15 protein-coding genes and 1 pseudogene are annotated in these 17,350 nt (G+C 30.9%); all 16 read left to right on the top strand.

What is annotated here, in order from left to right:
* Positions 1-210: 210 nt before the first annotated feature.
* On the top strand, positions 211-834 hold the full coding sequence (locus tag RT714_RS02305) for a hypothetical protein (RefSeq protein WP_216562950.1): 624 nt from the start codon (positions 211-213) through the stop codon (positions 832-834).
* Positions 835-1,483: 649 nt separating this feature from the next.
* On the top strand, positions 1,484-1,687 hold the full coding sequence (locus tag RT714_RS02300) for a hypothetical protein (RefSeq protein ID WP_313755997.1): 204 nt from the start codon (positions 1,484-1,486) through the stop codon (positions 1,685-1,687).
* 137 nt (positions 1,688-1,824) lie between these two features.
* Entirely contained in the window at positions 1,825-2,001 is a 177-nt protein-coding gene (locus RT714_RS02295; RefSeq protein WP_313755996.1) for a DNA-binding protein, read from the top strand.
* 35 nt (positions 2,002-2,036) lie between these two features.
* Positions 2,037-4,040, top strand: a complete 2,004-nt coding sequence (locus tag RT714_RS02290) for an ATP-binding protein (RefSeq protein ID WP_313755995.1) — start codon at positions 2,037-2,039, stop codon at positions 4,038-4,040.
* A gap of 13 nt (positions 4,041-4,053) precedes the next feature.
* Positions 4,054-5,628, top strand: a complete 1,575-nt coding sequence (locus RT714_RS02285; RefSeq protein WP_313755994.1) for a site-specific DNA-methyltransferase — start codon at positions 4,054-4,056, stop codon at positions 5,626-5,628.
* Positions 5,629-5,636: 8 nt separating this feature from the next.
* Positions 5,637-8,249 carry a DEAD/DEAH box helicase family protein gene (locus RT714_RS02280; protein ID WP_313755993.1) on the top strand — a complete coding sequence of 871 codons (2,613 nt, stop codon included), beginning with the start codon at positions 5,637-5,639 and terminating at the stop codon, positions 8,247-8,249.
* A gap of 11 nt (positions 8,250-8,260) precedes the next feature.
* Positions 8,261-9,256, top strand: coding sequence for a virulence RhuM family protein (locus tag RT714_RS02275; protein WP_313755992.1), 996 nt, complete (start codon positions 8,261-8,263; stop codon positions 9,254-9,256).
* Between the two features lie 257 nt (positions 9,257-9,513).
* Positions 9,514-10,377, top strand: a complete 864-nt coding sequence (locus RT714_RS02270) for an AAA family ATPase (RefSeq protein ID WP_313755991.1) — start codon at positions 9,514-9,516, stop codon at positions 10,375-10,377.
* A 462-nt stretch (positions 10,378-10,839) separates the two neighbouring features.
* On the top strand, positions 10,840-11,094 hold the full coding sequence (locus RT714_RS02265) for a hypothetical protein (protein ID WP_313755990.1): 255 nt from the start codon (positions 10,840-10,842) through the stop codon (positions 11,092-11,094).
* A 226-nt stretch (positions 11,095-11,320) separates the two neighbouring features.
* Positions 11,321-13,015, top strand: coding sequence for a recombinase family protein (locus RT714_RS02260; RefSeq protein ID WP_313755989.1), 1,695 nt, complete (start codon positions 11,321-11,323; stop codon positions 13,013-13,015).
* Between the two features lie 299 nt (positions 13,016-13,314).
* On the top strand, positions 13,315-13,680 hold the full coding sequence (locus RT714_RS02255) for a DUF4180 domain-containing protein (RefSeq protein ID WP_313755988.1): 366 nt from the start codon (positions 13,315-13,317) through the stop codon (positions 13,678-13,680).
* 90 nt (positions 13,681-13,770) lie between these two features.
* Positions 13,771-13,908, top strand: coding sequence for a hypothetical protein (locus RT714_RS02250; RefSeq protein ID WP_313755987.1), 138 nt, complete (start codon positions 13,771-13,773; stop codon positions 13,906-13,908).
* 395 nt (positions 13,909-14,303) lie between these two features.
* Positions 14,304-15,188 (top strand): hypothetical protein, encoded by an 885-nt coding sequence (locus tag RT714_RS02245; RefSeq protein WP_313755986.1) that lies wholly within the window; start codon positions 14,304-14,306, stop codon positions 15,186-15,188.
* 57 nt (positions 15,189-15,245) lie between these two features.
* Positions 15,246-15,876, top strand: a pseudogene (locus tag RT714_RS15905) (CatB-related O-acetyltransferase).
* A 400-nt stretch (positions 15,877-16,276) separates the two neighbouring features.
* The gene (locus tag RT714_RS02230; protein WP_313755983.1) at positions 16,277-16,726 is read left to right on the top strand and encodes a DUF5946 family protein; all 450 of its coding nucleotides are present in this window, start codon (positions 16,277-16,279) and stop codon (positions 16,724-16,726) included.
* A gap of 12 nt (positions 16,727-16,738) precedes the next feature.
* Positions 16,739-16,936, top strand: coding sequence for a nucleotidyltransferase domain-containing protein (locus RT714_RS02225; RefSeq protein WP_313755982.1), 198 nt, complete (start codon positions 16,739-16,741; stop codon positions 16,934-16,936).
* Positions 16,937-17,350 lie beyond the last annotated feature (414 nt).

Here is a 17,350-nt window from a genome sequence, read left to right as displayed (position 1 = left end):
ATTAAAAATCTAATGCCGTCGATGGTGTAATGATATCTTGAATAATAATATTAATGTTAAAGTCAATTAGGATTAGCAAGGTTAATCTTGATTGGCTTTTGTATTTTTATAAGAACAAAATCAATAGTATGGCAAGTAAAGCTTAATAACTGTATAATGTAAATAATAGGATAATTTTTGATGGAATATAGAATCAGGGGGTAGGTTTTAATGAGAACAAATGATACTAATGAAATAATATATACTATTGATAGAGCAATAAAAGAAGCATGGGTTAATGAAATAAGAGCGGATTTGGATAAGAGTTATATTTTATATGAAGACACATTAAAAAATGCTTTCTATTTTCATCTAAGAAATAAGTTAAAGGAATTGCTCGAAAATAATAATATTAGGATATTTACTGAATTCCATGATGGAGAATTATCTAGCAAAGGTGTAATAGCGGACATTGCAATTGTAAAAATTGGAGACAATGAAGAAGGACATATTAAAGATAATATTGAAAAGATATATGCTATCATAGAGCTAAAGCATAAGGGTGCACAAGTACATATAGATCCTTTTATTTCTGATGTTGAAAAGTCAATAAAATACATAAAAGATAAAGAACTTGAGGAATGCCAGTTTTATTTAGGATTCATTCATGAGGGAGAATTTGATATAAAAGAAATATCGTGGCTTCAAAACAAGAAACAAGAGAGATTAGCACAAGGGAGATTAACAGAACTTTCAGCATGTTATTATACAGGTCGAGATGAAATGGTATATACAATTGTCTCATATAATGATATGAATAAAGATTTAGATATTTATGTAAACCAAAAGAGGTGAGGATAATGTCAAGATATAAATGCCCTGCTTGTGGGTCCAGGGATACAGTAAGAATCTTATATGGTGAGCCAACCTATGAAGCTTACCTAGCATAGGAACAAGGAGAACTCATATTAGGTGGATCTGTTTTTCGGATAGTAGCCCAACCAAGCACTGTAAATCTTGTGGACAAGACTTTAGTAGCAAGAATTTATTTCCTTTACTTAAAATGACATCTTTTGAATTCTTAGCTGGAGGGTATTTTGGCACATCCTATTTTGTTTATATTGATGGAAAACGAGAAAATCAATTGATGAGATATGCAAAAACCCCTAGGGTATGTATATTGACTTAAGGAATCCCTAAAATGAAATAAACTTTCAACCAGATATTTTGATTAAAGAAATACCCCTAACATCGGAACAATGGTTTGCATTTATAAAAGAACTATTTTTTTGGAGATAGTTAATTGGAAAGATAAATACATTGATAAGGATGTTTGTGATGGTACACAATAGGAGGTTTTAATTAGATTTCCTAAACGCAATAAAATAAAAAAGCATGGCAGTAATGAATATCCTCCTTATTGGAGTAAGTTTATAAAAACTAAGAAGGCTTATATAGGAGAGGATATAGATTGAGATTATAATTATACATGGGGATAAGTCAAATGACTATAGATATTAATGTAATACAAAAATGGAGTAAAATTCCTAAACATATACAGGAGAAACTATTAGAGAATGTATTTTGTTCTACATGTGGGACAACTACTATTGTTGATTATTCTATGCATAATGATAAGGCAGGGATTTTATTTAAAGGAAAATGTAAAAAGTGCAATAATGCGGTAGCAAGATTAATTGAGGATTGATAAAAAAGCTATTTATAAGATTATATAAATATAGAATTATTTGTGAATTGATTCGCTATCAAATCTACATTGTATTATTCGTTATAATGATGTAATATGGGAGTAAGATTATTTAATAAAGAAGAAAGGGATTGCTTATGGATTATGTTACAGCAAAAGACAAAGCTAAGGAATGGGGAATATCTTTACGGAGAGTACAGACTTTTTGCGAGACCAATCGTATTGAAGGCGTGATAAAGTTTGGAAAGGTATGGGCAATACCAAAAGAAGCTAAGAGACCTATTGATGGCAGAAGAGCAAATAAAGGTATATAACTTACTTCGAAGAAATAAAAGTCAGGGGTGAATATATGGCCGTTAATAAAATAGAAGTTGAAACAACTGGTATAAAGAGAGCACTAAAAAAATTTAATACATTTAGTGCAGTATCACAATACATTTGGAATGGTTTTGATGCGAATGCTACTACTGTTAAAGTAGATTTCATTAAAAATCAATTTAACGGAATCAGTGGGTTGGTAGTAAAAGATAATGGATATGGTATTAATAGCAAAAAACTACAATATAAATTTAAAAACATATTTGAATCTAATAAAACTGTTAAAAAAAGAGCTAATAAAAACAGTTCTCACATTCGTGGGGAAAATGGTATTGGCCGTTTCACATTTTTCACATTCTCAAGTAGAGCAGAATGGACTACCATTTATGAAGATGATGGAGTAAATTATAAATATAAAATTATAATGGATGCTTCAAATTTGGATGAATATATTGATACAGAACCAGAAGTAACAACAGAAACAGTAGGAACAACTGTAGAGTTTATGAATTTTCAAGATCCAAAGTTTGACTTTGATGAATATTATGAGTATATGATTTTAGAATTCGCATGGTATTTAGAGTTAAATAGTGAAAATAACTATCAATTGATTTTAGATGGCACAGCTATAAACTATTCTTCGATTCTCGAAAATAAGCAGAAAAAAACATATTACTTTGAAGAAACACAATCCTGTTTTGATGTTGTTTTTTGTATTTGGAATAAAAAGTTGCATGAAGAATATTCGAAGTATTATTACATTAATTCGAAAAACATAGAACAATTTAAGGAAAATACAACTTTAAATAATAAAGGAGATAAGTTCTTTCACAGCGTCTATATCAAATCTAAAATATTTGATGATTTTAGATTTGAAGATGACGCTGAACAAATATCATTTATAAATGGAAAGGATTCCAAGGAATACAAGTTTATTATAAGAAAAGTTGATTCACATTTGAAAAACATGAGGAATCCATATATAAAAGAATATACAAAAACATATATATCTAGTTTAAAAAAGAACGGAGCATATCCAAAGCTAGATAACAAAAATGCATTGGATAGATTTAGGGAAGAAAGCCTTGATAAAATGATAGAAACGATATATTCAGCACAGCCTAAAATTTTTACGGGCTTAAATATTCCACAACAGAAGACATTGGTAAGATTATTTGATATGACTCTTCAATCAGGAGAAATTGATAGCCTTTATAAAATTATTGAAGGGGTTTTAGACATGCAAGTACAAGAACGTGATGAGCTAGCTAATCTTCTAGAGTATACTAAGATGTCACACATTACCAAGGCCATTACGCTTATAAAAGATAGACTACAAGCTATAGCTGACCTCAAGCAATTAGTTTTAAATAAAGACTTAAAAGCAAATGAACGTGATCACTTACAGAAATTAATTGAACAACACTATTGGATTTTTGGTGAGGAATATCATCTTGTTACTGCAGAAGAACCTGATTTTGAAGAAGCATTGAGAAGATTTATATATGTGCTAAGGGGAGAAAAACATTCTAAAGGAAGCATAAAAATTGATGACAAAAACAAGCAAAGAGAAATGGATATTTTTGCTGTTCAAAGAAAATTGGATGGGAAAATAAAGAAATCAATTATAGTAGAGTTAAAGCACCCAGCTATAACTTTAGGTTCAAAAGAGCTACAACAAGTTAAGGATTATTTTAATGTTATTGATAAGGAAGATAGATTCAAAGGAGATAATATTGAATGGATATTTTATCTTGTAGGAAACAAGTTTAATAGTGAGATAAGTGGAGAAATTGAAAATGCCAAATCACATGGAGAGCGATCTTTAGCCTATAATGTTAATAGAAAAAAGATTTATGTAAAAACATGGAGTGAAATTTTTACTGAACAGGAGATTAATTATAATTTTTTGCAAGAAAAATTAATGTTGCAACAAGAGATATTTATAAAAAGAAGTAGCAATAAAACAGCAAATGAAATAACTACTGAACAAAAAAATAATACTGCAATACGGCCAAAAGAAATTGTAATATAATGGAGGACAATCAATGCCGACTTTAAATTGGATAGGAAAAGAAAAGGTAATCAACCATCATCTAGATGTACCATATAGAGTCTTAGATCATAAATATAGCTTTGATGAAAATGGACAACATCATGGTGATAATGAGAGTGATAATAAAATTATTCGTGGAGATAATTTGGAGGCATTAAAGGCACTCTTACCACAATATGAAGGGAAAATAAAATGTATTTACATAGATCCACCATATAATACCGGTAATGAAAAATGGGTATACAATGATAATGTAAATGATCCAAAGATGAAAAAATGGCTGGGTGAAGTAGTAGGAAAAGAGGGTGAAGATTTATCTAGGCATGATAAATGGCTATGCATGATGTATCCAAGATTAAAGTTATTGCAAAGACTTCTTGCTGATGATGGAGCTATTTTTATTAGTATTGATGATAATGAACAAGCTCATCTGAGGTTAATCTGTGATGAAATATTTGGATACAACAATTTTATTAATAATGTTATTTGGCAGAAGAAATATAGTCCTCAAAATGATGCGAAATATTTTTCAGATATGCATGATTTTGTAATGGTATATTCAAAAAATAAAATCAATTGGGATAGAAATTTATTACCAAGAAGTGATGAACAGAATAAGCGATATAAAAATATGGATAATGACCCAAGGGGGCCATGGAAATCAAGTGATTTATCAGTTAAGACTTATTCACCTGATTATGATTATCCAATAGAAACACCTAGTGGCAGAATAGTTAATCCACCTCAAGGCAGGTGTTGGCGTACTTCAAAGGAAAACTTTGAAAAGTTAGTTGAAGACAATCGAATTTGGTTTGGAGTTAATGGAAATAATGTTCCATCAATAAAAAGATTTTTAAGTGAAGTTCAAGATGGACAAGTTCCAGTTACATTATGGCTTAGGGCAGATGTGGGTGATAATCAAGAAGCACGTCAAGAATTAAAAAAGATATTTTCTGATTCAGCATTTCCTTTTGATACACCAAAGCCACCTAGATTAATTGAACGAATATTACAAATAGCAACAGATAAAAACTCAATTATACTAGATTCCTTCGCAGGTTCAGGTACAACTGCCCATGCTGTTTTAAATATGAACAAAGAAGATGGAGGAAATAGGAAGTTTATACTTGTAGAAATGGAAGACTATGCAGAAAGCATTACTTCAGAAAGAGTAAAAAGAGTTATCAATGGATATGACGATATAGGTGGTACAGGAGGCAGTTTTAGCTTTTACGATTTAGGAGAGCCTTTGATTCTTGAAAATCAATATCTAAATGAAAATATTTCAATTGATAAAATTAGAGAATATGTTTATTTTATGGAGACTAAAGAGGTTTTATCTAAAAACCGTGACAGTTATTATCTGGATACTCATAATAACACTGCTTATTATTTTTACTATGAAAAAGAAAAGATAACCACGCTAAACTATAATTTTTTAAAAACAATGAAAGAAAAAGCAGAAAACTATATTATCTATGCAGATAATTGTACTTTAAGTGAAGAAGAACTACTAAAATACCATATCACGTTTAAGAAAATTCCCCGTGATATTAAAAGATTGTAGGTGATAAGATGGAACTAAAAAAATACCAAAAACAAGTATTAAAAGATCTTTCAAACTATTTAAAGATATTGAATGAAGCTAATAATATAAAAACAGCCTATACAAAGCATTGGAAAGATAAAGATGTTAGAGTAGGCTATGGTGGTATGCCTGAATATAGAGATACCATAACTGGTACACCTCATGTTTGTTTTAAAGTACCAACAGGAGGTGGAAAAACTTTTATAGCATGTGCATCACTGAAGTCGTTTTTTGAACAGATGCCTTTATCTAAAACAAAAGTAGTTGCATGGCTTGTACCATCAAATGCAATTTTAGAGCAGACAATCCGAACTTTAAGCGATGTAGATCATCCCTATAGACAGAGAATAGATATGGATTTTGGTGGTAGAGTAGAAGTGCTTACAAAAGAACAGTTACTCAATGGGCAAGGATTTAATCCTACTTCTGTTAAAGAACAACTTACAATTTGTGTTTTAAGTTTTGACTCCATTCGATCCAATAAAAAGGACGGAAGAAAGGTTTATCAGCAAAACAGTCAACTGGCACAGTTTGAGCCATTCTATGAAAATCCTGAAACTTTGATTGAAGATGTAGATAATACTGCACTTATTCAAGTGTTAAATCAGCTTTCACCTGTTGTGGTTGTTGATGAAAGTCATAATGCCCAGTCAGATTTAAGTGTAGAAATGCTTAATAATCTTAATCCATCATTTGTTCTTGATTTGACTGCAACTCCAAAGGAAAATAGCAATATTATTTCATATGTAGATGCTAGAGAACTTAAAAAAGAAAATATGGTTAAATTGCCTGTTGTAGTATATAACCGTAATAGTAAACAAGAAGTCGTTATAGACGCAATTCAGCTTCGTGGTAATCTTGAAAAACAAGCTATAGAAGAAGAAAAGATAACAGGGAAATATATTCGACCTATTGTACTATTTCAGGCCCAGCCAAAAGGCAGGGAAGATAATGCAACTTTTGAAAAACTAAAGGAAGAATTAATTGGTCTAGGTATACCAAGGGAACAAATTGCAATTAAAACTTCCAATGTTAACGAGATTAAAGGTATTAATCTAATGAGCAAAGACTGTGAAATACGGTATATTATTACGGTGAATGCTCTGAAAGAAGGTTGGGACTGTCCTTTTGCATATATTCTTGCAACACTTGCTAATAAAACCTCAAAGGTAGATGTAGAACAAATACTTGGAAGAGTACTCCGTCTACCTTATGCCAAAAAACATAAAAATGTTGGCCTTAATTTGTGCTATACATTAACTTGTTCTAATGATTTCAGAGATACTCTTGAAAATATTGTAAAGGGTCTTAATAAAGCAGGATTTAGCAAGAAAGACTATCGAATAGGTGAGACATCTGAGCCTATGGATAACAAACCATTTCATATAGAAGAAAAGGTGCAGCTAGAGATAGAAGAGGATAATAAAGAAAAAGAAGAATTTTTAGATATTGACTTTGATGAAATAAGACAAAGTCTTGAAAATATCAATGAAAATAAGGAAATGGATAAATCTGATACTATTTCCGATATGTTAGAAGTAGCCATGAAGCAAAATGAAGAATATGAAACTGAAATAAGAGAAACAGAAGAGATTGGCCTTCTTGGAGGCGAGATTGGTGATATGATGAATCAATATAAGATAATTAGTAGATATGAAAAATCAATAAATCCTATTCCTCAATTTGTTCATAAAGAAATAGTTCCACTTTTAGGGATTGATGAACAGGTCTTACTTACTAAAGAGTTTTTAAATGATGGCTTTACCCTTGCTGATAAGGATACACAAATTAATTTTATACTATCATCAAATGATGTGTATAAAGTAGATATAGCTGTAGATGGTGAAGCTATTCCTAAATATCAAAGAGTAGCTGAAAAAGAGAGTAAATATTTCAAAGAGTATTTTGATGCCTTACCAAGCGAAAAGAAAGTTAAGGTGTGTAAAGAAATGCTGTATAATCAGCTTAACAAATCCGATAGTATGGTTTCAATAGATTTAATGGGATATGTTGATAGGATAGTAGACAATATGACAAGAGATGAATTATCCACTCTTGAGACTTCTATTCCCTCATATGCAAGAAAGATAAGAGAAAAAATCGAACAATTACAACTTGAGTATAGGGAAAAGGTATTTAAGACCATGCTTGTTACTGGTGAAATTACTTGTGAGCCCTACTATAACTTACCTATGTTTATTTCGCCTATTGACAGTGTTGATTCTATACCAAAGTCTTTATATGAGGCTGAAACCAATATGAATGATTTTGAACATAAGGTAATAACAGAGATTGCAAGTCTTGATAACACCTTATGGTGGCATAGGATTATTGATAGAAAAGGATTTTGTCTCAATGGTTTTATAAATCATTATGCAGATTTTATGGTTATGACTAAAAATGGTAATCTAGTATTGGTAGAAACTAAAGGTGATCATCTAGTAAATGATGAGAGCAAACAAAAGCTTTCTATAGGGAGGTTATGGGAAGCTAAAGCAGGGAATAATTATAGATACCTTATGGTATTTAATAACAAAGATTTAAAACTGGATGGTGCTTATACCTTAGATGAATTCATGGGAGTTATGAGAAAGTTATAGGAGGTGTACTTTTGGATATAAATCAAAAAGGTGAAATCCTTATCTATCAAACTGAAAAAGGTGAAACTAAAATAGATGTTTATTTGGAAGATGACACCATATGGCTTAATCAGGCTAACATAGCTTTGCTTTATCAAACAACAACACAAAATATAACGAAGCACATAAGGAATATTTACAAAGAAGGAGAATTAGATAAAAATCGAACTTGTAACTATTACTTACAAGTTCAAAATGAAGGTGGACGCGAGGTTGCAAGAAAGATAAAATTCTACAACCTTGATATGATCCTTGCCATAGGCTATCGTGTTCGCTCTAATGTTGGGATCCAGTTTCGAAACTGGACAAGTAAAGTCCTTAAAGAATATATGCAAAAAGGATTTGTAATGAATGATGAGCGATTAAAAAACCCTAAAAAATTTGGTGACGATTATTTTGATGAACTTTTAGAACGTATTCGTGATATTAGAGCTTCAGAAAAAAGGTTCTATCAAAAGATTAAGGATATTTATAGCTTGTCTGTTGATTATAATCCTGCTCTTGAAAGTACAAAAGATTTCTTTGCAACTGTTCAAAATAAATTACTTTATGCCGTCACAGGGCAAACGGCAGCAGAGCTTATTTCTGAAAGAGTAGACAGTTCTAAAGACAATATGGGACTTACTTCTTTTAAAGGTGCTGTAGTTCGTAAAGGGGATATAAATATATCTAAAAACTATTTATATGAGGATGAGATAACTGACCTTAATCGTATCGTTACTATGTTTCTTGATCATGCAGAAGATATGGCAAGAGATAAAACTCCTATGACAATGAAGGATTGGGATAATTCCCTTAATGAGTTTCTAAAGTTTAGACGAAGAGAAATCTTAGAAGGAAAAGGAAATGTTTCCCGTGAGGAAATGGAACGAAAGGTATTAAAGGAATATGCAATTTATAACACTCGGAGACTAAAGACTCAACCAGAAGATGAAATAGTAGCTGAACTACCAACAATTGAAGAATAAATTTTAAGATGACCTTGATAAAAAAATCAGGGTTATTTTTTGTGTCTATTTTTAAAACTAGACTTCGTAAATTACCCTCTAAATGTGGAAACATATAGAGGGATATTTTTATTTAAAATAATTTTTAAATTAGACTTCAAAATCACGGTTTTAATGTGGAAACAGATAGAAGGATAATTTTTATTTTAAGATATTTTTCCAATCGGACTTAAAAAAACGAGTTCAAATGTGGAAACAAGTGAGGAGGTGAATTTTAAATGACAAAAAGATTTAATACCATTGATGGTGAAACATTAATGACTATGCCACTTAAACAAATAAATTTCATTATTGAAAATTTATTATCAGAAGGACTTCATATTCTGGCAGGATCACCAAAGTTAGGAAAGTCTTGGCTTGCTTTATGGTTGTCAGTAGCAGGAGCTAAAGGAGAGGAGGTTTGGGGAAATAAAGTAAAGCAAGGCAATACTCTCTATCTCTGTTTTGAAGATAGTCAAATTAGAATTCAAAATAGACTATTTGATATTACAGATGAAGCAAGTGATAAGGTAAACTTCTGTACTGAAAATGCAATACTAGGTGGTGAACTAGAAGAAAGAATAGTAAATTTCATAAAAGAACATCCAGATACAGTTTTAATTATTATTGATACCTTACAAATGATAAGAAATACAACTAAAGATAATAATTATGCAAATGATTATAGTGATCTAACTATATTAAAAAAACTAGCAGACAAACATGGAATAGCAATTTTATTAATTCATCACTTAAGAAAAGAATATGATAAGGATCCCTTTAATCGTATTTCTGGTACTACTGGTATACAAGGAGCAGTAGATAGTAGTTTTATATTTGTAGAAGAAACAAGAGGAAATAAAGTGGCAACTTTATCCTGTGTAGGTAGAGATATAGATTATCGAGAAATTAAATTAGAAAGGGATGAAGATAATATTTGGCAGGTAGTAACAGATAGTTTTATAAATAAAGATGTTCTCTTAGATGATGTAGTTATTCTTCTTTCTAATTTTATGGAGGATAAAGAATATCATAAATCTACTCCCACAGAATTAGCTGAAGAACTATCTAAAAATAGGGACGATAAAATGACTACCCCCTAAGTCTTCAAACTGATGTCCCTCTTGACCCTGAAAGTGAAGCCACAGTTGGCCTTGTATGGCCTTTAAATAAGATAAGTGAGTAATTGGGCGAAAGAGGGGATAAAAAACAAACTTGGCCAAATGTAGAGGAAGGGTTGAAAATAAGCTAATAACTGATCCTTAAGGGATTAGAAATAAAAGTATAGATTTAAAAAGCAAAATATGGACTGAACCACCCTATTGATTTTGGTGCAGGATAAAGGAAGGTGGTCAAAAGATTCCACCTTCCAGCCACATCCCCCGGCAGTGCCGTGGTTTCAAAGATTAAAGATAGGTGGTCGGAATTAGGGTTTTGTGTCAGCTTAGGTGGTCAGAAATGATGAAAATTCCCATAAACAGGCATTTGTTGGTGTCACCTACAGGTGGTCAAAGAAAATGTAAGGGGAATTATATAAAAATTATAGATAAGATTGGAGGTTTTCAATGAAAAAGAAGTTAAGATCACTTTGGAAGAAAATAAAGGTAATTTTAAAAGATAGTAAAGGTGAAGGGGATATGGAAACAGTAGCAAATATTCTCTTCACTCCAATAGGATATAAATTTCTAAAGGATAATATAGAAAAATATAGTTTACAAATAGGAATGTTAAATCGATTATTAAAAGAGGAATTAATTTCAGAAAAAGAACATTCAATTATAAGGAATAGCATAAAGAGAAAGTACGAAATAAAAGAGTAGGAAGAAATAAGAAAATAGGAGAATAGCAATAAAATATACTAGGACTGGCTTTCCTTTACTATTTTATTTTCTGTGTTTACTCTTTCAAGTTACTAGGATAAGTATAGAGGTAAAGGCTCTGAGATGCTGATAATTAGCTTGACTAAGGAGAATCTTCTATCTATAATCCTTGTAATCCCTAGTAAGAATACAAGGATTATAAATTAAAAGAAAGGTTGGTGAAAATATGAGAAGAGTACAAGTAATTGAAGCCCAGAAAGAGAAAATTGATAGAAATACTGGAAGGACAATAAACAAAGCTAGAGTAGCTGCCTACTGTAGAGTAAGTACAGATTCAGATGAACAGATGAATAGCTATCAGGCCCAAGTAAACCACTATACAGATTTAATTAAGAAGAATGAGGAATGGGAATTTGTAGATATCTATGCTGATTCAGGAATATCAGGAACTCAATCAGATAATAGAGATGAGTTTCAAAGGATGATATCTGATGCCAATAATGGCTTAATAGATATTATAATTACTAAATCCATATCCAGATTTGCTAGGAATACTATGGATACTCTAAAATATGTTAGAATGTTAAAAGATGAAAATGTAGCAATAATCTTTGAAAAAGAAAATATAAATACTTTAACAATGAATGGGGAAATGCTTCTAACTATCCTAAGTTCCTTAGCCCAGCAGGAAAGTGAATCTCTTTCTGCCAATACTAAAATGGGTCTTAAAATGAAGATGAAAAGGGGAGATTTAGTAGGACAAGCTTCCTGTTTAGGTTATGATTATGACAAGGAAAAGAAAAGGTTAATTATAAATGAAGAAGAAGCAAAGGTAGTAAAATATATATTTAATAGATATACCAGTGGAATTGGATGCTTTGTACTAGCAAGAGAACTTACAGAAATGGGAGCAAAAACAAAGAAGGGTAATACAACTTGGTCAGATTCATCTGTTAGAGGAATTATTAAAAATGAAAAGTATGTAGGGGATATCCTAATGGGAAAGACCTTTACTCTAGATCCCATAAGCAAAAGAAGGTTGGAAAATTTTGGTGAAGAAGAAAAGTATTATATTAAAAATAACCATGAACTTATTATATCAAGGGAACAATTTAATAAAGCAAAAGAAATATTAGAAAAAAGAAGTAGAAACCATAATCAGGGAAGAATGAAAAAACATAGCTTAAAATATGCCTTTTCCAGCATAATGAAATGTGCTTACTGTGGTGGGAATATTACCAGGAGAAGATGGCATAGTGGAACTGATAAACAAAAAGATGTATGGTTCTGCACAACTGCAATCAGGAAGGGAAAGAAATCTTGTCCTGAATGTAAGGCAGTAGAAGAAAAGATAATAGAGAATGCCTTTGTAAAAGCCTTTAATATCCTATGTAGAGATAACAAAACAATAGTAGAGGAATTTCTTGAGAATATAGAGAAAGAACTACAATCAAAGGATAACAAAAAACTATTAAATAAAATAGATGGAGATATAAGAGGTATAGAAAACAAGATAGGCAAACTCTTAGATTTACATCTAGAAGACCAAATAGATAAAGAAAACTATGAGGTAAAATATACTGAGCTAAAGAAAGAACTCCAAGAACTAAAAACAGAAAAAAAAGAATTAGATATGGTAGAAGATGAAGAAAAAACTATTAAAGAGAGAATAGCATCCTTCAGGAAACTATTTGAAAGCAAAGAACCACTAGTAGAATTTGATAAAGAAGTATTTAAAACTGTAGTGAAAGAAGTCATTATAGGTGGGTATAAAGAAGATGGAAGTATAGATCCTTATATGTTGACCTTTATATTTAAGACAGGTTTAACTAGCAAAATTGATGGACATAAACAAATTTCTAAAAGTGAGCAAAATGCAGGTTTACAAAAATGCACCTATCAAGAGGACAACCCACGTTGAGAGTATAATTCTGATGACGTATTGTGGTTCGGAGGAGAAATAATATGGTTCGACCACAACATATGGTGGTTTGAGGACAAAAATCGGGTCAAAAATCGAGGAAAAAACATCGTTTTTTGACCCTTAAAAATAGGGTGTTTTATAGATGACATTCGATAAAAGACCTAATTTTAGAATAAAAATGAGAAAAGTAGGGTTGGACATATGAAATAATAGATTGATAATTAATGTAGCGTTTGTATAATGTATATAAGTAAATTTAATACATAATAAATAATTTATCGTGATGGAGGTTTAGTATGCAAATAAGTGTTATAAAAGAGAATAATATTGAAATTGCAATTGTATATAGTGAACATATACTGATAACAGATGTGCAATCAGCGCTGGATTTTTTTGCTACAGTAGATTATGAAACGGGATGTAGTCGTATGATTATAAACAAAGCATCAATATGTGAAGAGTTCTTTGATCTAAGCACCAAGATAGCAGGAGAGATATTGCAAAAATTTACTAATTATCGAAAGAGAATAGCTATCATAGGAGATTTCTCTTTATATACAAGTAAGAGTTTGAAAGATTTTATTTATGAATGTAATAAAGGAAAAGACATATTATTTTTGCCAAATGAAAAACAAGCTATTGAAAAGCTAAGTATTGATTAGTTCTTAAAATATTGAGTGATATTTTTATATTGTAATTTAAGTATTATTTATAATCAAATAGATAAATAGGAATTTAAATGGAGAGATTATATGGGAAACAAAACAGATGCCATTGAGATAATAACATACGCAGAAGAAAATGGAATTAAAATTTGGATATATGGTGGTTGGGGAATAGATGTATGGAAACATACAAGTGCCGTTTTCTTAAAGGGAAAGGAATTGTAAAATTCCTTACCTACTCGACCAAGTAAATTTTCCTAATAAATTATTGAATTATAATCTTAAATGTACTATACTTTAGTATGTATAAAAATATACATGGGGTGATTAGTTAAAATGATCATATAATCTTATTCATTTGTTAAAAGCTAAAGTAGTATAGGTAAAGTGGACATATCTTTTAATATTTAGGGTATGTTAGTTTGAGTTACTTAGACTACTATAAGTTTTGGATAGGATTATAATAGTGTCAATTTAATTAGAATTTATATACTACTAATTAACTATTTCTACTTTGGAATAGTTTTTTATACTAAAGTTATATAATGATACTTGTAACCTTTCCGAGACTTTTAGTTGGGAAAGGATTTTTTGTTTTAAAATGAAAGGATGATAAGTAAATGAATATAAAAATAAATGAATATAAACTTCCGATGGACAAATCAGGGCCATATGGAATTACTGTAGGGCCTGACGGAGCCATGTGGTATACAGAAAGTAGAGGAAATAAAATAGGTAGAATTACATCAAAAGGTGAAATTACAGAGTATTTACTTCCAACCTTAAATGCAGAACCTCTGATTATAGCAAATGGAATTGATGGAGCTTTGTGGTTTACAGAGTATAAAGCTAATAAGATAGGAAAGATATCAATAGAAGGGAAGGTTACAGAATATGATCTCCCTACTGCCAATGCAGGTCCTTATGGAATTACATTAGGCTCTGATGACGCAATGTGGTTTACAGAGATTAGTAGTAATAAAATTGGTAGAATTACTGTGAATGGAGAAATTAGCGAGTACGATTTACCTATTCTAGGTTCATTTCCATCAATGATTATAGCAGGTTCAGATGGAGCACTTTGGTTTACAGAGAATCAGGGTAATAGAATAGGCAGGATTACTATATCTGGAGATATAACTGGATTTAACATTCCAACCATAGCCTCTGGACCAGTTGGAATTTGCAAAGGTGGCGATAACGCTATTTGGTTCGTAGAAATAATGGGTAATAAGATAGGTCGAATTACTACATCAGGTGAATTTTCCGAATACTTACTGCCAACACAAAATGCTAAACCTCATGCAATTGTATCGGGTAAAGATGGGGAACTTTGGTTTACAGAATGGGGAAGTAACCAGATTGGTAGGATTAAATCATGTGGTGAAATAATTGAATATCAAATCCCCACAATAGATTCAGAGCCACATGGTCTTGTTCTTGGACCAGATGGGGCAATATGGTTCACAGAAGAATGCGGTAAGATTGGTCAATTAATCTACTAACTGGTTGAGATTATATGATTATATGTAGTTTAAGAAAACTAGAAGGAGTGAATATTTATGATTGGTCCTAATAAAAACAAACTTTATCCGATTGAAAATGTAAATACAGTTTGCTTTATAAGCAATCTACCTAAAAGGAGCAATGTTGAGATTGGGGAGTATACCTATTATAGTGATAGTAAAAAGTCTCCAGAGAAATTTTATGATAGTATAGAGCATCACTGGAGATAAGCTAATAATAGGCAAGTTCTGTGCAATTGCAGAGGGTGTTAAGTTTATTATGAATGGTGCAAACCACAGAATGGATGGAATTACAACTTATCCTTTTAACATCTTTGGTAGTGGATGGGAAAAGGTGACCCCTACAATAGAGCAACTCCCTTTCAAGGGAGACACAGTAATTGGAAATGATGTGTGGATTGGGCAGAATGTTACTATTATGCCTAGAATTAAAATTGGTGATGGTGTAATTATTGCAACAAACTCAACTGTAGTAAAAGATGTTGAACCTTATACAATATATGGGGGGAATCCAGCTAAATTTATCAAAAAACGATTTAGTGATGAAAAGGTTGAATTTTTATTAAATCTTCAATTGTGGAACTGGGACGACGAGAAAATATTTAATAATCTTGAAAAATTAACTTCAGAGATTGGCTTAGGACAGTTAATGGAACAATATATTTAAACTGTTAGTTTATAAAGAATTTGAAAATTTGTAATTAGGAAATATATTTATTACACTAAAATGGCTATAATCTACTCGTAAAGAAATAAAATATGATATAAATTTAATTTTATTGAAAGATATGTTTCCACCAAGAAATAATAGGGTTCGACCACACATATAGTGGTTCTAGGACGAAAAACGGGTCAAAAATCGGTAAAAACATCGTTTTTGACCCTTAAAAATAGGGTGTTTTATAGATGACATTGGATAATTTTAATATAAATAGCAGAAAAAGATATCGATAATAGTTCTTGATATTTTGTTTTAAAATCTTAAGATAAATAATAAAATTGACATTTACGTTACGTAATAGTATAAACTGAGTATTATGAGGATAATAAAGGGGTTTGATTGATAAATGGTTGATAATAATACAGTTATGAAATTTGGTAGATGTATAGAATGTGGAACTAGAGAGACAGATGGGTTTTCATGCTATGAATTATTCGGTTTTCCTCTTGTTTGGGAACATAATGATCCTAAGCTATATGAATTACATTTTTGGCTTGTCTCATGTTATATGATACAACATCCTTCGAATTATACAGAAGAAGGATATAAGCATTTAGTTAAACTATTTATTGATTCTTATGATAATAGTTGGGAGACACCATATATTCTCAAGAAGAATCGGGAAATGGTAAAATCGGTAGGGAAAATAACAAACTCTATTCCAAACAAGGAAAGAAAGCGGGAATTAAGACTTTGGTCTATGACAATTGAAGATATATATTTAGGTGGAGAGCAAAATGCAATCTCAAATATTAACAAATGGAAAGAACGAGTAAGAAATGATCTAAGGCATTAAAACGTTTGAAAAATGAGGCGAAGATTTATGACTGTAGAAAAAATTATTTATAAAATAAATGAAGAGCTAAAAGAAGTGCCAGGTATTGTATGTATGGTACTTGGAGGTTCCAGAGCAAGAGGTATTCATCATCCGGCTTCAGATATTTACACTGGAATGTATTATAATGAATCAGTAGGTTTTGAAATGAGACTGGAAGATTGCTACTAAAATAGATGATGAACATAGAAAAAATATTCTTTCATCCATAGGCGAGTGTGGTAAATGAATAAATGGAGGAGGATGGGGTGAACAACGTGGAAATAGTCTAGATTGATAAATATATATAATCGTGTTATAATGTTTTTAAATTATAGGAAGGAGAGTTGCAAAATGGGTATAGCTTCAATAAGAATTCGTCATTTAGTTGTTAAATAAAAACAACTAAATAAATTCAATGTAAGGTAAATTGGTCTAGAATCTAGGCTTTATTATTATACCTTATATTAGTGGATTCTTATAATGAAAACCCATGCGGCTAGCCATATTTTTAATTTACTACATCTTTAAAACAAGGTATCTTTGTGCCTTTTTATAATGTCCAACGGACTAAGCAGTAAAATTATTATTTGTTATAAATATTGT

It is taken from the genome of Tissierella sp. (assembly GCF_032104385.1).
GTDB lineage: Bacteria > Bacillota > Clostridia > Tissierellales > Tissierellaceae > Tissierella.
Note: the sequence above shows the minus strand (reverse complement) of the source record. Positions and strands in the feature narration are given on the sequence as shown.